The organism is Shewanella sp. SP1S2-4, assembly GCF_031932075.1.
In the GTDB taxonomy this organism is placed as follows: domain Bacteria; phylum Pseudomonadota; class Gammaproteobacteria; order Enterobacterales; family Shewanellaceae; genus Shewanella; species Shewanella baltica.
The window spans coordinates 484,258-504,586 of the sequence record NZ_JAUOET010000001.1; the positions used below are offsets into that span (position 1 = coordinate 484,258).

Sequence of the window (20,329 nt, forward strand, 5' to 3'; positions counted from 1 at the left end):
AATAGAGAGAACAACATAAGCTGTTCTCTATCAATTAACATCTTATCGATATTTCGCTATTGCTCTGCACGTAAAAATGTTGGATTTGTCGGTGAACTTTGCTCTTCACTATAGTAATAACCCGCGAGATTAAATGCTTTTAACTCAGCTAACGTATTCACTTTATTGGTGATGATATATCTCGCCATCATGCCCCTAGCACGCTTAGCAAAAAAACTGATCACTTTATATTGACCATTTTTACAATCTTTAAATACGGGTGAAATTAATTGCCCTTGCAATTTTTTAGGCTTTATCGCTTTGAAATACTCATTAGAAGCAAGATTGACAATAATATCGCTACCACTTTCTGCAAGCGCTTCATTTACCGCTTGCGTTAAGGTATCACCCCAAAATTCATATAGATTTTTACCTTTGGGATTCGAAAGCGCCGTTCCCATTTCTAAACGGTAAGGCATGATTAAATCCAGCGGCCTTAGCAAACCATAAAGACCCGATAGAATACGCATCTGCGACTGAGTCTGGGCGATTTCATCCTCAGATAAGCTATCAGCATCAAAACCGGTATACACATCTCCTCTAAAGGCAAAAATGGCCTGTTTAGCATTATCTAAACTAAAGTCTGGCTGCCACTCTCCGAAACGCGCCGCATTTAAACCCGCAATTTTATCGCTCACCTTCATCAAAGTCGCGATATCTGAAGGAGTTAATTGCCGACAAACTTGGATCAACTCCTGACTATGAGTTAAGAAATCAGGCTGTGAATACACCTGAGTCAGTGGCGGCTGTTCAAAATCTAAGGTCTTCGCCGGCGAAACCAATATCAACATCAAAAACTCCCAACAGAAACAAAAAGACATGTCTATGATACTGAACGAACATAAAAAAACCACGCTTTAACGGCGTGGTCTTTTCGATTACGACAATCAGTAATACTTGTCGTCGATAATTTGGGTTAACTAAGGCTTTTTAACTGGCTTGAGACTGGCATCTTGCCAAATGTCATCATCAAGTTGATCCATTAATTCAGGAAACTTACTGCGGTCAAACTCTGGTGTCTTACCCGCTTTAACCTGCTCGCGATAATCATTGATGACGCGAATGGCCAAACCTGACAACAGTAAGAGCGCAATAATGTTCACTGTCGCCATCAATCCCATAGAAACGTCGGCTAAGTTCCACACTAGACTTATCTTCGCCACGGCACCAAACATTACCATGCCCAATACACACAAACGGAACAAAGGCAGTAATTTGGTACTGTTACCCATTAAAAACATTACGTTTGTTTCAGCGTAAGAGTAATTGGCTATGATGGAGGTAAAGCAGAATAAGAAAATCGCCACTGCAATAAACGCACCACCCCAGTCACCGACATGGGAGGACATGGCATTGATGGTTAAACGAATGCCATCGTCACTCGAACCCACATCCCCTGATAGCAGGATAATTGCAGCCGTTGCAGTACAAATAACGATAGTATCCGCAAATACCCCCATCATCTGGACAAAACCTTGGGATGCCGGATGGTTCGGATTAGGCGATGCACTTGCCGCAACATTCGCCGCGCTGCCCATACCCGCTTCATTTGAGAAAAGTCCGCGTGCAATACCCGCTTGCATAGCCTGCGCGACGGTATAAGCCACGCCGCCAGCAGCCGCCTCTTGCCAACCAAAAGCACTCTTCACAATTAAGCTAATAATCGCAGGCAGTTGATCTAGATTGAAAATAACGATAATGAAGGCAACGAGAATGTAGGCTAATGCCATGATAGGGACGATAAACTCAGAGACTCGTGCGACTTTACGCAGGCCACCGACAATCACAAATCCACTGGCAATCACCAGTCCAATCCCGACATAAGTAGGATTAAACCCAAATACTCGCTCCATCGCTCCGGTAATGGTATTCGCTTGTACCGCGTTGAATACCAGACCAAAGGCAATGATCAGAAAGACGGCAAATAAAATGCCCATCCAGCGCTGACCCAAGCCTTTTTCCATATAATAGGAAGGACCTCCACGGAACTGACCGTTATGATCTCGCACTTTGTAAACCTGCGCTAAGGTTGATTCAACCATAGCGGTAGCCATACCTAAGATAGCGATAAGCCACATCCAAAATACCGCACCAGGACCTGCAGCACCAATAGCGACTGCAACACCGGCCATATTACCGGCACCGACACGGGCCGCCATACTGGTACAAAAGACTTGAAATGATGAAAGACCGCTATCGCAACCTTGGCGACTCATGGTCATGACTTTGATGGAATGTTTAAAGTGGGTTAACTGGATAAAGGCAAGTCTTATGGTGAAATAAAGACCAGCTCCTACCAGTCCATATACTAACAACTTACCCCAAAGTAGCGCATTCAAAAAATTAACTATGGTTTCTAACATATTATTTTACTTCTTCCCGTAGCAAATGCTCCTCTAATTGAATGGCAATTAGAAGTACAACATCTGTGGTGAATGAATCCTTCCAAGTTAAAGGTAAGAATTTCGGTAGATTTATTTTTTCAAATTATCCTTCCGTGAATTTACAACATCACGGCTACCGAATTCAACGCAGCAAAATAGCACAGTATTCGAAATTGCTCATGTGATCAAGCTCGCGTTTGCACAGTTAAACGCCATCAACATCACGTCTCACAACATAAGCTAAGCCACTGTTAAAGCTACATTAACAAAATAGATAAGTTGCCCCATTTCTTTTAACAGCAAAAACAACTTTTAAAATTTGGATGTAGGGCACATTTTTGTAATAAAACTACAAATATAGTATCCGCATAGAAACTTCAATCATCTCTTGTTTGTTTTAGTGAGGCTTTATATGACACAAATACATGAAATCAATGCTCTGAAAAAATATGTCAGAGCGACTAACTTTCTTGCGACCTCGCAGATTTATCTCAAACAAAACGTTTTACATAAACGTCCACTTGCCCATACTGATATCAAACCACGTTTACTTGGCCACTGGGGTACCTGCCCCGGCATTAACTTTGTTTATGCCAACATTAACCGATTGATAGTGAAACATAACCGCTCGTTCATCTATTTAGTTGGTCCAGGTCACGGTTTCCCTGCAGTACAAGCTAACTTATTCATGGAAGGTTCATTAAGTCATTTCTATCCAGAAACGATCCCCTACAATGAAACGGGTATCGAAGATATTTGTAAGAAGTTTTCCGCAGCTTACGGCTACCCTTCTCATGCAAACCCAGAAGCTCCAGGACAAATTCTTGAAGGTGGCGAACTAGGCTACTCACTTTCTGTAGGCTGGGGTGCAGTACTCGATAATCCAGATCTGATCGCCACCGTCTTAATTGGTGACGGTGAAGCAGAAACGGGGCCATTAGCCGCATCTTGGTATGCAAATCGCTTAGTATCTCCTGCGACTAGCGGTGCAGTATTACCGATTGTGCATATCAATGGCTATAAAATTTCAGGCCCAACCCGCATGGGACGCATGAGCCATGAAGAACTGGATCTTGAATTCCGTGGTCTTGGCTACTTCCCTATTATCGTTGATAACGAATTAGAAGAAGATATCTATGTGCAAATGACAAATGCCATGGATACCGCTTACGCCATGATCAATGATATCCAACGTCGTGCCCGTAGTGGCGAAGATGTGATTAAGCCTAAATGGCCAGTGATTTTAATGCGTACCGCCAAAGGTTGGACCGGTGTCAGTGAGTATAAAGGTAAGAAACTCGAAGGTAACTGCGAATCACACCAAGTGATCGTCAATAAATGTGCCACAGATAAAGGCCATCTGGATGCACTAAACAATTGGCTTGCCAGTTACAACTTCCAAGAACTTTACCAAATGAATGATAAAGGTGAGCTTATTTTTGATGCAGACATTTGCTCATTAATTCCACCTAAGCAACTTGCCTGTGGTCGTCAACATTTGAGTTACGGCGGGGAAGTCGTTAGAGCGTTAGCGAATCCCGATCTCGAAAAGCTTAGCTATGGCCCAGAAGTACCACGTGGTCACCGTGGTTATTCAATGCTGAAAATGGGCGAATGGATGCGTGATGCATTCAAGTTGAACCGTGATCAACGTAATCTACGTATTTTTAGCCCTGATGAAACCTATTCAAATCAGTTACAAGCCGTATTTGAAGAAACCGATCGTGCATGGCAATGGCCAATTGAGAGCTGGGATGAAGACATGTCCCGCGAAGGACGAGTGATTGAGCTCCTTTCTGAAAACTTGCTCTTTGGTATGTTGCACGGCTACACCGTAACAGGCCGCCACGGCATGTTCCCAACCTATGAATCATTCTCACAAGTGATCTCATCGATGGCCGACCAATACTGTAAATACGTCTATGCAAGCCAAGGTGTGCATTTCCGTAAGCCGCTGCCTGCATGTAACGTCGTATTATCTTCGCTGCTTGAACGCCAAGACCATAATGGCTACTCGCATCAAAACCCGTCTTTCCTTGGGGCGATGCTAGAGAAGCATCCAAAAATTATCTCTGCTTATTTACCAGCAGATGCTAACAGCACCTTAGTTTATACCGAACGCGCTTATGCTGACCGCGACAAACTCAATATTCTCGTTGCGGGTAAGAAAGAGTTACCACAATGGTTAAGCTTGGAAGAAGCGCGTAAACAAGCAAAAGATGGCGTGATGGTGTGGGATTTTGCCTCTGATGAGAATCCAGATATCGTACTTGCAGGTTGTGGTGATTACGTCACTCAAGAGTGTATGGCTTCATTAGTATTGATCAGAGAACTCCTTCCAAGAGTCAAAATTCGCTTCGTTAGCGTCACAGAATTAAGCAGTGATGGCTTAGGAAGCCGCAAATTTAAAGAAAAACCTTGGTTAATGGACGAAATATTTACCCAAGATAAAGGCGTGGTATTCAACTACCATGGTTACCCAAATACGATTAAAAAGTTAATATTTGATTACAAAGGCAGCCGTCGCTTCAGAATTAAAGGCTATGAAGAAGAAGGTTCAACAACCACTCCATTCGATATGGGCGTTCGTAACGGCACATCACGTTATCACCTAGTGATTGATATGGCTTACAAACTGTTCCAACAGGGCGTTATTGATGAAACTATGCACGTTTCAATCACCACAGACATGCTACAAAGACTAGTTGATCACCGCAACTACATTAAAGCGAATGGCATCGACCCAATAGAAATTGAGAATTGGATATGGACACGTTAATTCTCACACAAAATTAACAAAACAGTTCATTTTAAAGGCATTCCTCGGAGTGCCTTTTTTATGTTTAAAAAACAGCTTACAGCACGAGCGACTATAAAAAGGAAACTCTTAACACTGGTAAAACTTAACAAACCAAGTGATAATTAACCGCTGGCTACAATACCAAAGGATCCCCACATTAAGTGCTAGCAATGTTTTGCACACATAAAGCAAGACATATTGGTGGAGAATCATAAATAATGGAATTGGAGAACATGATGAATCATAAATTAAAATTTGTACTGCTTGCCTCGCTATTACCTTTCACTGTATCAGCGGCTCAAGAACTCACTCCTTGGTATGTTGGCGCAGGTTTAGGCGTTAACAACTATGAACATATCGCGACCCAGAATGGTCAAGATGACCCATATGCATGGGATGTATTCGCAGGCTATATGTTCAATGATTACTTCGGCGCTGAAATCGGCTTCCGCGATTTGGGTAATGCTGATTGGACTGCAGCAGGTTTCAGCAATGATGCTGGCGTGAAAGGTGGAACTTTAGGTTTAGTAGGTATTTGGCCTTTGGCTAACCGTTGGAGCTTATCAGCTGAAGCGGGTGCTATGTATTATTCACTTGAGAATACTCAGAACGGTACTAACAAATACAGCTCAAACGATTTTGCTCCATACATTGGTGCTGGTGTGGGTTACAACTTCACTGATAATTTGAAGTTACAAGCTAAATACCGTCGTTATGAAAACTTAGATGATACTGATTTCAATACTATTGAAGCTGATAGCAACTACTGGGGCTTAGAATTAAGCTACCGCTTCGGTTCTCCAGCAGTTGCAGCACCTGTTGCAGCAGCGGTTATCGCAGCAGCAGCTGTTGACTCAGACAACGATGGCGTCTATGACGACAAAGACCAATGTCCAGCCACACCAGCAACACATAAAGTTGACTCTGTTGGCTGTACCATTTACGAAAACGTAAAAAATAAAGAAGACGTGGGTTCAATCCAGTTTGCTAACGATTCAGCAGTAGTTAAGCCTGTTTTCTACAAAGATATCGAAAGACTAGCTAACTACCTGAACAAGAACCCAGAGTTCACTGTTGAAATCGCTGGCCATGCCTCAAACGTAGGTAAACCAGAGTACAACATGGTGCTATCTGACAAACGTGCTGACGCCGTTGCCAAAATTCTTGTTGAGAAATATGGTATCAGCCAAAGCCGCGTAACTTCTAACGGTTACGGTGTGACTCAGCCACTGGTTGCTGGTGACTCGAAAGAAGCCCATGCTGCTAACCGTCGCATCGAAGCCGTTGTGACAACTACAGCTAAACAACCTGTTCTTAAGTAATATTACTTATTGACGTAAAAAAGTCGCTGCTTGCAGCGACTTTTTGTTTTTATGGGGTATACACTAGGAAAAGCGATACCCTCTACCACAGCCAAGATGAGAGCCTGTATCTCATGCCAAACCTAAATAGACATAAAATTGTCATTTTTGTAATTTTTTTACATTCAAGGTTGGAAAAGTTGGCAAAATCGCTTCTAATAGTCATCAGTGAATTCCGAGTTAAGACTGCTACCTGAGAAGGATGTTTTTCATGGCCAATACATTAGAGCAACTCAAGTTATATACCACTATCGTCGCTGACACTGGCGACATCGAAGCGATTAAACGCTACCAACCTGAAGATGCGACAACCAATCCATCACTCATCTTGAAAGCGGCTCAAATTCCTGAATACGAATCCCTCATAGATAACGCTATCGATTGGGCAAAATCACAAAGTGCCGATCTCGCGCAGCAACTTGATGATGCCAGCGACAAGCTCGCCGTTAATATCGGTGTAGAAATACTGAAACTCGTTCCTGGGCGTATATCAACTGAAGTTGATGCCCGTTTATCATTCGATAAAGAACAATCAATTGCGAAAGCCCATAAGCTGGTTCGCCTTTACAAAGAAGCGGGCGTTGATAAATCACGTATTCTGATCAAACTTGCTTCAACATGGGAAGGCATTTGTGCCGCTAAAGAGCTAGAGAAAGAAGGCATCAACTGCAACTTAACTCTGCTATTTAGCTTTGCCCAAGCACGTGCTTGCGCCGAGGCTGGTGCTTATCTAATTTCGCCTTTTGTAGGCCGCATCCTTGATTGGTACAAAAAAGATACAGGTAAAGACTACGATGCCGTAAATGACCCAGGAGTCATTTCTGTTACCGAAATCTATAATTATTACAAACAGCATGGTTTTAATACTGTCGTTATGGGCGCAAGTTTCCGTAATATCGGTGAAATCATCGAACTAGCAGGCTGCGATCGTCTCACGATTGGCCCTTCTCTGTTAGAAGAACTGGCTAATTCGCAAGTCGACATTACTCCTAAACTGGTTCCGGCAACCAGCACTGTCGCAGCCGAAGCTCCATTAACAGAAGCGCAATTCCGTTGGGACTTTAACCAAGATCCTATGGCAGTTGATAAGCTTGCAGAAGGCATTCGAAACTTTGCTATCGACCAGGGCAAACTCGAAGTGATGCTCACGGCTAAGCTCGCAAACTAAGCACTCTGGAGACGGCGAGATGACACACTTGACCCAAAGCTCAACATGGCAAGCTTTATCAGCACACAGTAAAAATGTACCGCATATGCGGGAATTGTTTGCCACTGACGCGGCACGTTTCAATAAAATGTCGCTAACTGCCTGTGGTTTATTACTGGATTACTCTAAAAACAGAGCAACGACGGAAACGCTTGATCTGTTATTTGCGTTGGCAAGCAATAGTCAACTTGAAGCAAAAATCAAAGCAATGTTTGCGGGTGAGACCATTAACACCACAGAGAAGCGCGCCGTTTTGCACACTGCGCTACGTAGCACTGCGGAACAATCGATTATTGCCGAGGGTCAAGACATAGTTCCTGAAGTTCAACAAACCCTGAATAAAATGCAAGGGTTTGTAAGTTCAGTGACATCAGGTCAATGGAAAGGTTACACAGGTAAAGCGATAACCGATATTGTCAGTATCGGTATTGGTGGATCTTTCCTTGGTCCAAAGATCGTCTCTCAGGCGCTACGTCCATATTGGAATCCAGAGTTAACATGCCACTTTGTAGCAAACGTCGACGGTACTTCTATCAGTGAGAAGCTGAAGTTACTGGATCCTGAAACGACCTTATTCATCATGTCGTCCAAATCTTTCGGGACACAGGAAACCTTAACCAATACCCTCACTGCCAGAGAATGGTTCTTAGCAAAAGGCGGTTTGCAGTCAGATGTGGCAAAACACTTTGTCGCAGTAACCTCAAACGTCGCTAAAGCGACGGATTTTGGGATTGATGCAGACAACATTTTCCCTATGTGGGATTGGGTAGGCGGTCGTTACTCACTCTGGTCAGCGATTGGTTTACCGATAGCACTCTTGATTGGCATGGATAATTTCAGAGCCTTGCTCTCAGGTGCCCACCAAATGGATGAGCACTTCGCCAATGCACCACTGACAGAAAACATGCCAGTGATCATGGGCTTATTATCCCTATGGTACGGTAATTTCTTCAATGCTCAGTCCCATGTTGTACTGACATATGATCATTATCTACGTGGTCTACCGGCTTACTTCCAACAGCTCGACATGGAAAGTAATGGTAAGTCTGTCACCTTAAACGGGACAGATGTTGACTACAGTACTGGTCCAGTAATTTGGGGTGGCGAAGGCACTAATGGCCAACATGCCTATCACCAGCTGTTGCACCAAGGTACTGCCCTGATCCCTGCCGATTTTATTATGCCACTGCAAAGTCATAATCCTATCGGAGAGCACCATGATCAGCTAGCATCAAACTGCTTTGGCCAGACTCAAGCCTTAATGCAAGGTCGCACTTTTGATGAAGCCTTAGCCGAACTCGCTAATAGTGCATTTTCTGCGACTGAAAAGCAGCTGATTGCAAAACATAAAGTGATGCCAGGTAACAAGCCAAGCAACACCTTACTCATGGATAAGCTCACGCCGAGCACCTTAGGTGCTTTAATTGCCCTGTATGAGCACAGAACCTTTGTTCAAGGTGCAATTTGGGACATCAACTCCTTTGATCAATGGGGTGTAGAGCTCGGTAAGGATCTGGGTAACGATGTGTTAGCACGCATCGGTGCGACGCAAAATTGTGATGCCTTAGATGCCTCAAGTAACGCATTGATTAACCTTTATCGACAAGGCAAAATCTAATCGAACAAAAAGCCAGCAATCGCTGGCTTTTTTATTTTATCCTATTATTTCTATTCAACTTTTCAATTCCTCGCCGCTCTCAAGCCACAGTAAAGATCAACGACATATCACTCAAAGTTCATTTCAACTTAACACAATTGAAACATAATTCTTGCACCCTGTTTTAAAAATATGTTATTTAATCGCTGACAAAACATACAACAACAGGAGGTTACCATGGATCGTTTAGATTATGGTTGTGCGCTAGATGAAGTCGTTGAAAGACCCGATCGTTCGCGAGGCTCCAATAAAAAGCGTAAATGGCGTGAGATCGAAGCATTAAAAGATAAGCATCGTTTGCTCAAAGAACTCCAAGAAATCGATAATAACTTTAACTACGACATTGATGCCATCCAGTTGTAATCACATGTTGAGATGAGCTAAACCATTAGCCTCAAACATGAACAAGAAAAGCGCCATTCGGCGCTTTTTTATTTGTACTATCGGATCTGGTGGGAAATAAGAGGGAATAACGATTCGCGAGTAACAGAAGCTAACGCAAAAAAAACATCGCTCTGTAGTATTGAATCCTAGGTTCAAGCCCACAAGGTGGGCCCTATGAGTGAATCAATGCTAGTCAGCTGTTGTTAGATAAGCCCGCAAATCCTCAAATTCTTTCTGCTCGCGATCTAAGAACAAAGGATCATCAATCAAGGATTTCTGACACTCAGACTCAATCAGTTGCCAATCTTGTTCAGTCAAGGTTTTGGCCAATAACGGGAATATTTCCCGCTCCTCCATTTGCATATGCCGCTCTTGTAATGCGACATAATCTGCAAAATCAACAATCAGTTTCTCACGGGCAACCACAATATCACTGAGGATCAAATTCAACGTCGTCATCAAAGCCGCCGAGGCTTGGATCACTAACTCGTGTTCAGCACTCAATTTATCGATATTGTCATTGGCTTTATGCGCTAGATAGTAGGCATAAATAATATCTTCAACCGGATGATGGCAACGCTCAGCATATCCTTGCATATATTCAACGATATCCCGCACCACGATGAAATTGATTGACTCACCTTCGGACAGTTTCATCTGCTTGTTTTTTAAAACATTTAGCAATACCGCCATATGTTTATGATCATGCATGAGTCTCTTAAGCATAATGCCTCCTGGATATAGTTCTGACTATTGATACTAGTCAAGTCGTGGACTAACACCAATATAACAGGCTAAATCCTGTTCACTTTATGACGTTGATCAAGTAAATCACATACCAAACTGTAAACAGACCGCACGCACTCATACGTCTATCCCAATCTCAGGGGCATTTAGTGGTTTTCTCACCACATTAGGATTGCTCAGTACGCTTTTATTGCTAAAACCACAACAAACTTACTTAGCAAGCTGATGCAGCTGCTGTTGAAGCTTTTTAAATTCCAGCTGTGGTTCGCTTAGCAACGCTTTATCTACCGTCTCAACGGCGAGTTGCGGATAATCCTTAAGCAATTGTTGCTCAAGCATTAATGCTTGCTCAGTCTCCTTCGCTTCGATGAGAGCGTTTAACAGATGCAAAGACTCTCCAAGTGGCACTTTATCGGAGCCTGAAGATTCAGCATTGCTCGGAGCATTCATAGACCTTGCAGCGATAGCAGGGCTGCTTGCATCATGTTGTCGCTCAGCACCCGCTGCAGCCTTCGCTTGCTGCATTTGAGTCTGTATTTCATGCTTAGCTACAGCTTCTGCTTGCATATTTGAAAATTGCAGCGCTTGCGTATCGGCCATCCTTGTCATGGCTTGTGGCGCCGGAGCACTCATCGCCATTGGAGTTGGAGCCATAACATCTTCGATTTTCGGCCGATTAAGGACCAATAAACCCACAACAAGCACCAAAGATGCCGCACTCGATAACGCCCAAGGATGGCGTCGCCAAACAGAAGTTGGAGACTCAACAGCGGTTATTTTACTTTGAGGCATTTCAGCTAAGTGAGTTTGCGCTAGGTGCAAGATATCTTGGTCGAGTTGCTGCGGTGGAACTTCTAAGGCCTGTTGACGATACCAAGCCAACACTTCTTGTTGTAATGCGCGCTCATCAGCACTTGAAGATAAATTACTCATGACCCGTCTCCTGCCATTTCGCGCTGACGCAATCCTTTAGACTTTGGTAAGCGTAGCGAATACGGCTCTTAGTCGCTTCTAAAGTTACGCCCGCAATGTCGCTAATAATGGCAGCCGTAAAACCCATTTCAATGTTCAGGATAAATGCCTCTTTCTGGACTTGGGGCAACAGTGCGATACAGGTCTTTAGCAATAAACTCTTTTGCGCTTCTTGCCACTGCACGTCGGGTTTATCTTGCTCACTCGCCACAAAAGTATCGGGTCCAGTTTCATCCTCATCGGTGGCGACTAAATCGACGGGTTTTACCGCCCGAACATGATCAATCAATAAGTTATGGGCGATACGATATAGCCAAGTATTAAACTTAGCACTGGCCTCGTAATTAGCCGCTGCGCGGATCACCCGTCCCCATGTTTCTTGATATAAATCCTCAGCTAACTGCTTATCACCTAACTGGCGCACAAAGTAGCGATAAAGCGCGCCTTTGTGCTTCAGGTATAACTGCTCAAATGCTTTTGAATCGCCCTTGGCATAGCACAACATCAATTGCTCATCTGAGTGCTCATGGGTTGGTAATTGCGGTATTGCTAATGCCACGGGAAATTCCTCGTCATTTGGGTTAACCCCCTGTATTCACTTTTACTATTGTAATCTCTCATTACGCGGATTGCTCTTATCTCTCATTGGCTCGCCATGGAGTTTATCTTGTGGAGGAAAAGGTTTATCCGAGCCATCGAATGTTTTCTTAATTGGCAGCTGATTAGATTGCTCTATCGCCGCTGCGGTTTCCATTAACTGCACAAACTCATGGCGATAACCAAAGGGATCATCCCCTAATGCTGAACGTGCGAGTAAGCTTAACTTAGTATAATCAAATTGATGTAGATAGTGACTGCCATTCAGTAATTGCCCTAACCCTGCAACCGCGGCGGCAAATCTAAAATCATCACTTGCTTGTTCTAGCTGTTTAACGCTTTGATCTAACCTGATGGGATAACTCAGTAACTGGCTCTGCGTTTGCGCCGGCAACTTGTATCTCAGTTTAAGGAAGGCAATTTCTTCACGGCTGTATTTCTCTTTCCCCGTTTGAGCATCAACGCCATATCTGAGTTTATCATTCATCCTATTCCCGGCTTCAACGTACCTTAATTCATACAAGGCTGTAACGGTATGACCCGCGCCAATCTCGCCCGCATCCACCTTATCGTTATTAAAATCTTCCCGTGCTAAGGCGCGATTCTCATAGCCAATCAAACGGTATTCCGAGACTAAGGCCGGATTAAACTCCACCTGCACTTTCACATCTTTGGCGATAGTGAATAAGGTCGAACTCAACTCGTCCACCAGCACTTTTCGCGCTTCATTCAGCGTATCAATATAGGCATAGTTGCCATTGCCCTTGTCCGCCAATTGCTCCATCAGTTGATCGTTATAATTGCCCAAGCCAAACCCTAAGGTTGTCAGGCCAATGCCATGATCTTTTTCCTTTTCAATCAAGGCAATCAAATCATCAAAATCTGTCACGCCAACATTGAAATCACCATCGGTCGCAAGGATGACTCGATTAATGCCATTGGGGATAAAATGCTTTTTGGCCAATTGATAGGCTTGCGTGATCCCTTGCCCACCATTGGTTGAACCACCGGCACTTAATTGCTCTAGCGCATAGGTCAAGGTTTGAGTGTCGTTCCCCGACGCGCCATCGAGCACTACACCAGCCGCCCCTGCATAAACCACAATAGAGACTTTATCCTGCGCACTTAATTGCGCTGTTAGCAGCTTTAATGCCGTTTGCAGTAAAGGCAATTTATCCGCTGACGCCATAGAGCCTGACACGTCGAGCAAAAAGACTAAGTTGCTGGCGCCTAACTGAGATTTAGGTAAGTCATAACCTTTAAGGCCAATCCGCAGCAGCATCATGTCATCGTTGTAGGGTGAGGGCGCAAGCTCTGTCGTAACACTAAACGGCGCCGCGTTTTTAGCGGGTAAGGGATAATCGTAGGCAAAATAATTGAGCATTTCCTCAACTCTGACAGTGCCTTTCTCGGGTAAGCGCCCTTCCCTCAACATCCGTCTTAAGGTGGCATAACTGCCAGTATCGACATCGATGGAAAACGTCGATACCGGGATCTCCCCTGCCACCATGATGCCATTTTGCACTTGCTGCTCGAATTTATTTTGCGCTAACGGAATCGCGGCATAATCACGCGGCATTGGCGCTATGCTCATTCCCATCACTGCCCCATTGCTAGACATTTGCATCGGCGCCGCAACTCTCGCCATCTCAACCTTAGCGGCATCACGCATTTCAGGTTGGCGCTGCGACGCTTCTTGATGACGTTGCTCGGCTTGCTGCTTGGCTTGTCGATGTTCAACCTCGGCGCCTTTACCGCCACAGGCCGTTAAACTCACTGCGACCAGTAATAGAGCAGCCGTATTGGTCGCCGATGGGATACCGTTTCCCCGTTGCAGGTAGAAAGTTGGATCGGAAACTGGAACGGTTTTGGGGAAATATTTTGTTTTCATGTTGAATGCCTTTGATGTTGACCTAAAGCTGTAAACGGCCCGCATTAGTAAAAGGGTTAAAACATCTCGATATTTTGCAAAACATACTTAAATGAGAATCAAACCGCCTCAAGCACACTATTTATACAAAACAAAGTATTTTCAATCGCTTTTGCTGGCAAGATCACACTGCACATTCAATCTGGCCACTAAAATAGAAGCTTGTTGCTAGCCTCGCTATGGGACCCTCTTGTGTCACACTCAGCTCATTTATTTTCCCTAAGGATCGCCCACGCACTCACAGAAGCTTGCGTGAAGGATAAGTATTCGTTTAAACGTTTTGGGCAAGATCTTCTTGCCGGTCTCACTGTGGGTATTATTGCAATTCCATTAGCGATGGCATTAGCCATAGCCAGTGGTGTTGCGCCTCAATATGGCTTGTATACCGCCATTGTCGGCGGCTTTATTATCGCCATGTCTGGCGGCTCACGTTACAGCGTGTCCGGCCCGACAGCAGCATTTGTGGTATTGCTCTACCCCATAGCCCAACAGTTTGGTTTAGCAGGATTATTAATCGCGACTGTGATGTCGGGAATGATACTCGTCGGCATGGCGACGCTGCGCCTTGGCCGGTTGATTCTGTATATTCCCGAATCCGTCACCTTAGGTTTTACCGCAGGGATTGGCGTAGTGATTGCCACCTTGCAGCTAAAGGACTTTTTCGGGCTCGAAATTGCCCATATGCCGGAGCAATATCTAGCCAAGCTAATGGCATTAGCCCAAGCGCTACCTTCGGTCCATTTACCTAGCTTATTGGTTGCAAGCGCCACCCTAGCGACTATGCTGCTTTGGCCTAAACTCAAAACACCTGTGCCAGCGCACCTTCCGGCAATTATACTCGGCACTATCCTCGCCTTGGTGCTCAATGCCATGGGCGCAGACATAGAAACCATAGGAACCCGTTTTCACTATCAACTGAGTGATGGCACCACAGGCATGGGGATCCCAGCGGTATTGCCGAGTTTCGAGTGGCCATGGCTGCAAGCTGGCGCCAATGGTCAAGCTTTTCAGTTCAATTTAGCGACCTTTCAAGCCTTGTTACCTGCCGCCTTTGCCATTGCCATGTTAGGGGCGATTGAATCGCTACTGTGTGCTGTGGTGCTCGATGGCATGACAGGCAAGCGCCACAGTGCCAACAGTGAGTTATTGGGACAAGGCATAGGTAATATCATCACGCCGTTTTTTGGCGGGATTCCGGCGACGGCGGCAATCGCCCGTAGCGCGGCGAACGTCAAAGCAGGCGCACAGAGTCCAATTGCGGCCATGATCCACGCCATAGTGGTATTGTTTGGTTTAGTCGCCTTAGCGGGCGTGCTCGCCTACTTGCCGATGTCGGCCATGGCTGCCCTGCTACTCGTCGTAGCTTGGAACATGAGTGAGGCCCACAAAGCACTGCATTTAGTTAAAACCGCGCCCACCAGCGATATCATGGTCTTTGTTAGCTGTTTTTCATTAACGGTTATATTCGACATGGTCATTGCCATCAGCGTTGGGATCATTCTCGCTGCCTTGCTGTTTATGAAGGAAATTGCCGAGATGACAAGGCTTTACGATATCAGCACCAACAAGCGTTATGTCGATCAAGAGTTACCCGCCGATTGGGCTGTTCTCAAAATTAACGGGCCGCTATTTTTCGCCGCTGCCGATCGGATTTTCTCCGAAATCGCCAGCCTCACCGAAGATAAACAAGTGATAGTGCTGTATCTCGATGGGGTCTCGATTCTGGATGCGGGTGGCTTAGCCGCGCTAACAAAACTGATTGAAAAATGTAAAGCAAATAAGACTAAACTCATTATTGCCGATCTACAATTCCAGCCCATTCGAACGCTAGCAAGAGCCAAGATCCAGCCGATTGAGGGCGTATTGAAGTTTTACTCGACCCTACGAGAAGCCATGGCCGAAGCGCCAGTTATCACTCAGCAAACAGAAATCACTGCGGATAAGCAGACGCAGTAAACCAGCAGCGCAATTTCAGCGGCTTAATGCTGCTGACTTAAATCAAAGGCCAATCTCAGGATTGGTCTTTTTTATGGCTCAATTACTCAAGCCATTCATCACAGCAAAAGACGTTTTTTCGCTCGCAAAAACGGGCAGAAATGACGAGGATCATGGTATTATTCAGCGCCATGATGCTTGCTACCGGTGACGGCTAGACAAGCATCAACTGTACCTAGACCTGAAACAAGGTCAAAATATAATTAAAATTAGTGAGTTAAGGAGTTATCATGCAAGCCCTTGTTGCTGTTGTTATGGGTTCTAAAAGTGATTGGCCCACGATGGAAGCCGCCGCTGAGATAATGGATAAACTGCAAGTGCCTTATCATGTTGAAGTGGTTTCCGCCCATAGAACGCCAGATAAACTCATGGAGTTTGCAGCCTCTGCCGCCGATCGTGGTTTTAAAATCATCATTGGTGGCGCCGGTGGTGCAGCGCACTTACCCGGTATGATTGCCTCTAAAACTCGCTTACCCGTATTAGGTGTCCCAGTCCAAAGTAAAGCCCTGTCAGGTATGGATAGCTTATTGTCTATCGTTCAAATGCCAAAAGGCATCGCCGTTGGCACTTTAGCGATAGGCACAGCGGGCGCATTCAATGCGGGATTATTGGCCTGCCAAATCCTTGCGAATAACGATGCTGAATTAGCGGCTCGTGTTGACGCTTTCAGAGAAGAACAGACCCGTGCGGTACTGGACAATCCAGATCCGAGGGAAGTTTAATGACCCAGACAAACACTAAACCTAAGGTTTGGGTATTAGGTAATGGTCAACTGGGCGCTATGTTGACCCACGCTGGCGAGCCATTAGCGATTGAAGTTAACGCCGTTGATATCATGACGCCTACGGATGACATCCTACCACTCGCGCCGCACGACATCATCACCGCCGAGCGCGAACAGTGGCCAGAGTCCGCCCTTAGCTTACAACTCAGCTCACACCCCCATTTTGTTAATGGTCCGGTATTTAGCCGTTTAGCCGACCGTTTTAGCCAAAAAAGTCTACTCGACCAGCTCAGTGTTCCCACAGCGCCTTGGACATTAGTTGACGATAACACCCAAGTCGATACCCTGTATCAGCACTATGGCCCAAGAGTCTTGATGAAACGCCGTACCGGTGGTTATGACGGTAAAGGTCAACATTGGCTTAAACAAGCCGAAGCGGAGGATATTCCAAACGATTGGCGTAACCTTGCAATTGCTGAGCAAGCGATTAATTTTGATGAAGAAGTATCATTAGTTGGCGTACGTACTCGCGAAGGCGAATGCGTGTTTTATCCGCTGACGCTGAACTTACATCAAGATGGCATTTTAATGGCGTCGATTTCGCCACTGGCACGCTTAAGCCCTTTGCAAGCCCAAGCCGAAGCTATGCTCAGCGCCATTATGCATGAGCTTGAATACGTTGGCGTGATGGCGATGGAGTGCTTCCGTGTTGGCGATGAGTTATTGGTGAATGAACTGGCACCGCGAGTGCACAACTCAGGCCATTGGACTCAAGCCGGAACCCATATGGATCAATTCCAGCTGCATTTGCGTGCACTTTGCGGAATTGCGATCCCACAGCCACAAGTGAATTTTCAGTGTGTTATGGTCAATCTTATCGGTATCGATAATGATCCACGCTGGTTAAGTTTGCCTAATGCTGAGTTGTACTGGTACAACAAAGAAGTGCGCCCTGGTCGTAAAGTGGGCCATTTGAACCTATCAGTGCCCAACCAAACTGTGCTCAACCAGAGCATAGCCGCACTGCAAACATGGATGCCCATCCAATACCAAGCTCCTTTAGCCTGGATATTGGCCGAATACGCAGAAAATTCGCGTTAATTCAGTATTTAGTACCAAAATCGCTGATATGAAATTGTTCGCAGTTTCATATCAGTTTATATTTCAATTTTCGTTATATACTTAACAGAACTCAGTGTGGATACGTTAGTGATGTATAGCATTCAATTGTGGCTAGCAATGACACGGATAAAGGAATACTCGAGTGAAATTAAGGGATAATTTCAAACGTAAGACCATAGATCGCTTAGATTATCGCTATCATCTGCTATTGCTCATCGTGCCGATATGTCTATTCGTCCTGCTATTTATCTTTAATGCACCCACAGAAGGTTGGACTATCCTGCCATTACTGTTTGTTTGCATCATTTACATTTTTGCCTACAGCCTGATTTACTATTTGCATCAAGGTCGTTTAACTCGACTGTGGGAGCATTTAGAGCAAGTCGTCACCATCAATGATGCCATTTACGAGCTCGCGCACCTCTCAAGCCATTATAAAAATGAGCATGCCTTTCTCGACGCCTTACTCAACAAAGCCGTATACGTGATTAATGGTGCCGAAATGGGCAGCATCATTAAAGTCAACGAGGCTAATAACAAACTGCATTTCGAATCTGTGGTGGGGCTAGATTTAGCAAAACTCAGACAACTGGATTTTACCTTAGAGCAAACCTTTGAATATCGGCTCACTAAGGGGAGATGCGATCAGGTCGTGGTCATCAATGATATGAAAAATATCAATGCAGCCAGCACTTTAACGGAAGATGATCAAAGAGTGTTACTCACAGTGTCGAAGCAGCCGATACGCTCAACACTGTCTAGCCCTATCCGTATCGATGGCAAGCTCTATGGCATGCTCAATCTCGACAGCAGTAGCCTTGGTGCCTTTAGCGATTACGACCGCAACCTTGTCTCTATCCTGACCCACGAAGCCAGTAATGCCATTGCGCTCTATCAGAAGTCACAGCAGATCACTAAACTCGCAAATTTCGATCCGCTCACAGGACTTTATAATCGAAAGAATTTTGAAGATGAACTGCACCACTGGCAGCACAAACCTCACCTTGGCAGCTTTTTGATTATTATTGATATGGATAATCTCAAGGCCATTAATGATGCCTATGGGCACCAGACAGGCGATGTTGCCATTAAGCGCACAGCCACAGCCATACTGACCTATTGGCAAAATAAGGGCATTATTTCCCGTTTTGGTGGCGATGAGTTTGTCGCTTTATGCCATGGACCGCTAACCCAAATCGAGCAGGACTTAGATAATATGCGCAAAACCTTGAATCAAGGCTCTGAGCTTAGCCTCGCTTTTAGTTTTGGGATTGCTCCGTTTGAAACTGATTGGTATCAATCCTTTAAGACTGCAGATCATGCCATGTATGAGCAAAAGCGCGCGAAGAAGAAAGCCATTAAAGCATTAGAAACTTTCGCGGTAAAAGCACAATAAGCTCGTTGAACTCAGGTACTACAGCCGCTATGAACAGGCCAATATCAAAAGTCAGTAAGTATTGAAGTTGAATATCAGGCTTGAATATCAGAGTTGAAGATTTGAGTTGACTATCTCAACTGATTATCTCGATTAACTCTCTCAATTAAATATCTAAGTTAAACACCTAAAATCAGCCACAGACTCTCATTCAAATGGCTGACAATGGGATCAAACTAAGCTCTAGCTAAGCTCTAGCCAAACCCTAACCCTAACCCTAACCCTAACCCTAACCAAAGAATAAGCGCCACAGCCAAGATGAATCCAAATCTTTTTGGCAGGTTTTATATTGCGCCGCGTAACGTTTAGATCGCGCATCCACCTTGTTAGCCACTTTCACTAACCACGCCTTAGACTTGTAACTGCCACGGCGATAACCGCCCCAGCCTTCGTGATAATTAAGATACTGGGCCCTCGCATCCCATTTAGACACGCCATTAATCTTATGGGTTTTACTGATAAACCAGCCCATAAAATCCATAGCATCATCGAAATCACTGCGGCTCGACCAATTGTTGCCCGTCTCACGCACATAATCATCCCACGTCATGGTCTTAGCCTGCGCATAGCCATAGGCATCGCTGGCACGACCAATAGGGATAAAACCTAAAAAGTATTCCATCGGTGGCGCGGCATTGTGCTTGAATGAACTCTCTTGATACATCATCGCCAACGGCACATGCACTGGCACGCCCCATTTGTCACGGGCGTCTTTAGCGGCATCATACCAATCTCGGTGTTCTTGAAATATCTCACATAAATTTTCGGGAGACTTAGGCGGAGACGTCGCGCAACCAGACAAGATGCCGAGACTTGCGCAGAGTAAGATAGCGGAGGGTTTATTCATTAATATCATATTCTTTGGAGAGTTAGCTGGCTCCATGATGTCATAGACTCAGTCTGAGGCAAGCATAAAAAGCCTTTTTTGCGCTTAGAAGATCTAAGCGCAAGGGGTAAATCAATAAGATTTAAATC

General features: G+C 45.0%; 16 protein-coding genes. 9 read left to right on the top strand and 7 right to left on the bottom strand.

All coding sequences use genetic code 11. The annotated features are described in order from the left end of the window. Window positions 1-56 precede the first annotated feature (56 nt). Both yaaA and Q4Q52_RS02130 read right to left on the bottom strand, forming a co-directional pair. On the bottom strand, window positions 57-830 hold the full coding sequence (yaaA, locus tag Q4Q52_RS02125; protein ID WP_126491355.1) for a peroxide stress protein YaaA: 774 nt from the start codon (window positions 828-830) through the stop codon (window positions 57-59). Window positions 831-959: 129 nt separating this feature from the next. Beyond that, entirely contained in the window at window positions 960-2,402 is a 1,443-nt protein-coding gene (locus Q4Q52_RS02130) for a sodium:alanine symporter family protein (RefSeq protein WP_012088521.1), read from the bottom strand. A gap of 433 nt (window positions 2,403-2,835) precedes the next feature. Between Q4Q52_RS02130 and Q4Q52_RS02135 the strand changes: the two genes are divergently transcribed. From Q4Q52_RS02135 to Q4Q52_RS02155, 5 genes are all read left to right on the top strand, one after another. Then, complete coding sequence (locus Q4Q52_RS02135; protein ID WP_311989722.1) at window positions 2,836-5,202, top strand: phosphoketolase family protein; 2,367 nt, start codon at window positions 2,836-2,838, stop codon at window positions 5,200-5,202. Window positions 5,203-5,441: 239 nt separating this feature from the next. Beyond that, on the top strand, window positions 5,442-6,545 hold the full coding sequence (locus Q4Q52_RS02140) for an OmpA family protein (RefSeq protein WP_311989723.1): 1,104 nt from the start codon (window positions 5,442-5,444) through the stop codon (window positions 6,543-6,545). A 250-nt stretch (window positions 6,546-6,795) separates the two neighbouring features. Further along, on the top strand, window positions 6,796-7,752 hold the full coding sequence (gene tal, locus Q4Q52_RS02145; protein WP_106649734.1) for a transaldolase: 957 nt from the start codon (window positions 6,796-6,798) through the stop codon (window positions 7,750-7,752). Window positions 7,753-7,771: 19 nt separating this feature from the next. Beyond that, window positions 7,772-9,409, top strand: a complete 1,638-nt coding sequence (gene pgi / locus Q4Q52_RS02150; protein WP_311989724.1) for a glucose-6-phosphate isomerase — start codon at window positions 7,772-7,774, stop codon at window positions 9,407-9,409. 216 nt (window positions 9,410-9,625) lie between these two features. Next, on the top strand, window positions 9,626-9,811 hold the full coding sequence (locus Q4Q52_RS02155) for a DUF3545 family protein (protein WP_006080618.1): 186 nt from the start codon (window positions 9,626-9,628) through the stop codon (window positions 9,809-9,811). Between the two features lie 210 nt (window positions 9,812-10,021). Here the strand turns inward: Q4Q52_RS02155 and Q4Q52_RS02160 are convergent, their stop codons facing one another. The 4 genes from Q4Q52_RS02160 to Q4Q52_RS02175 all read right to left on the bottom strand — a co-directional run bounded on the left by Q4Q52_RS02160 (window position 10,022) and on the right by Q4Q52_RS02175 (window position 14,039). After that, on the bottom strand, window positions 10,022-10,558 hold the full coding sequence (locus Q4Q52_RS02160) for a hemerythrin domain-containing protein (RefSeq protein WP_106649732.1): 537 nt from the start codon (window positions 10,556-10,558) through the stop codon (window positions 10,022-10,024). 231 nt (window positions 10,559-10,789) lie between these two features. Further along, window positions 10,790-11,512: a hypothetical protein gene (locus Q4Q52_RS02165; RefSeq protein WP_311989725.1), complete on the bottom strand. Its 723-nt coding sequence runs from the start codon at window positions 11,510-11,512 to the stop codon at window positions 10,790-10,792. Beyond that, entirely contained in the window at window positions 11,505-12,110 is a 606-nt protein-coding gene (locus Q4Q52_RS02170; RefSeq protein ID WP_311989726.1) for a sigma-70 family RNA polymerase sigma factor, read from the bottom strand. Before Q4Q52_RS02170 ends, Q4Q52_RS02165 begins: the two co-directional genes overlap by 8 nt. A gap of 45 nt (window positions 12,111-12,155) precedes the next feature. Beyond that, a complete protein-coding gene (locus Q4Q52_RS02175; protein WP_311989727.1) occupies window positions 12,156-14,039 on the bottom strand; it encodes a VWA domain-containing protein in 1,884 nt (627 codons plus the stop codon). Between the two features lie 231 nt (window positions 14,040-14,270). Here Q4Q52_RS02175 and dauA point away from each other — a divergent pair, with 231 nt between their 5' ends. The 4 genes from dauA (at window position 14,271) to Q4Q52_RS02195 (ending at window position 19,315) form a co-directional block, all read left to right on the top strand. Next, entirely contained in the window at window positions 14,271-16,034 is a 1,764-nt protein-coding gene (gene dauA / locus Q4Q52_RS02180; RefSeq protein WP_011846067.1) for a C4-dicarboxylic acid transporter DauA, read from the top strand. Between the two features lie 269 nt (window positions 16,035-16,303). After that, window positions 16,304-16,795 (top strand): 5-(carboxyamino)imidazole ribonucleotide mutase, encoded by a 492-nt coding sequence (purE, locus tag Q4Q52_RS02185; RefSeq protein ID WP_006084961.1) that lies wholly within the window; start codon window positions 16,304-16,306, stop codon window positions 16,793-16,795. Then, a complete protein-coding gene (gene purK, locus Q4Q52_RS02190; RefSeq protein ID WP_011846065.1) occupies window positions 16,795-17,898 on the top strand; it encodes a 5-(carboxyamino)imidazole ribonucleotide synthase in 1,104 nt (367 codons plus the stop codon). The genes purE and purK overlap by 1 nt, the downstream gene beginning before the upstream one ends. Window positions 17,899-18,061: 163 nt before the next feature. Continuing rightward, on the top strand, window positions 18,062-19,315 hold the full coding sequence (locus Q4Q52_RS02195) for a diguanylate cyclase (RefSeq protein WP_063883441.1): 1,254 nt from the start codon (window positions 18,062-18,064) through the stop codon (window positions 19,313-19,315). A 268-nt stretch (window positions 19,316-19,583) separates the two neighbouring features. Here Q4Q52_RS02195 and Q4Q52_RS02200 read toward each other — a convergent pair whose 3' ends face one another. After that, a complete protein-coding gene (locus Q4Q52_RS02200; RefSeq protein WP_272942047.1) occupies window positions 19,584-20,201 on the bottom strand; it encodes a hypothetical protein in 618 nt (205 codons plus the stop codon). Between the last annotated feature and the right edge of the window lie 128 nt (window positions 20,202-20,329).

What these genes read in the sequence shown, in the direction of transcription:
- yaaA (WP_126491355.1), bottom strand. Translation starts at nt 830, where the DNA reads ATGTTGATATTGGTTTCGCCGGCGAAGACCTTAGATTTTGAACAGCCG.
- Q4Q52_RS02130 (WP_012088521.1), bottom strand. Translation starts at nt 2,402, where the DNA reads ATGTTAGAAACCATAGTTAATTTTTTGAATGCGCTACTTTGGGGTAAG.
- Q4Q52_RS02135 (WP_311989722.1), top strand. Translation starts at nt 2,836, where the DNA reads ATGACACAAATACATGAAATCAATGCTCTGAAAAAATATGTCAGAGCG.
- Q4Q52_RS02140 (WP_311989723.1), top strand. Translation starts at nt 5,442, where the DNA reads ATGGAATTGGAGAACATGATGAATCATAAATTAAAATTTGTACTGCTT.
- tal (WP_106649734.1), top strand. Translation starts at nt 6,796, where the DNA reads ATGGCCAATACATTAGAGCAACTCAAGTTATATACCACTATCGTCGCT.
- pgi (WP_311989724.1), top strand. Translation starts at nt 7,772, where the DNA reads ATGACACACTTGACCCAAAGCTCAACATGGCAAGCTTTATCAGCACAC.
- Q4Q52_RS02155 (WP_006080618.1), top strand. Translation starts at nt 9,626, where the DNA reads ATGGATCGTTTAGATTATGGTTGTGCGCTAGATGAAGTCGTTGAAAGA.
- Q4Q52_RS02160 (WP_106649732.1), bottom strand. Translation starts at nt 10,558, where the DNA reads ATGCTTAAGAGACTCATGCATGATCATAAACATATGGCGGTATTGCTA.
- Q4Q52_RS02165 (WP_311989725.1), bottom strand. Translation starts at nt 11,512, where the DNA reads ATGAGTAATTTATCTTCAAGTGCTGATGAGCGCGCATTACAACAAGAA.
- Q4Q52_RS02175 (WP_311989727.1), bottom strand. Translation starts at nt 14,039, where the DNA reads ATGAAAACAAAATATTTCCCCAAAACCGTTCCAGTTTCCGATCCAACT.
- purE (WP_006084961.1), top strand. Translation starts at nt 16,304, where the DNA reads ATGCAAGCCCTTGTTGCTGTTGTTATGGGTTCTAAAAGTGATTGGCCC.
- purK (WP_011846065.1), top strand. Translation starts at nt 16,795, where the DNA reads ATGACCCAGACAAACACTAAACCTAAGGTTTGGGTATTAGGTAATGGT.
- Q4Q52_RS02200 (WP_272942047.1), bottom strand. Translation starts at nt 20,201, where the DNA reads ATGAATAAACCCTCCGCTATCTTACTCTGCGCAAGTCTCGGCATCTTG.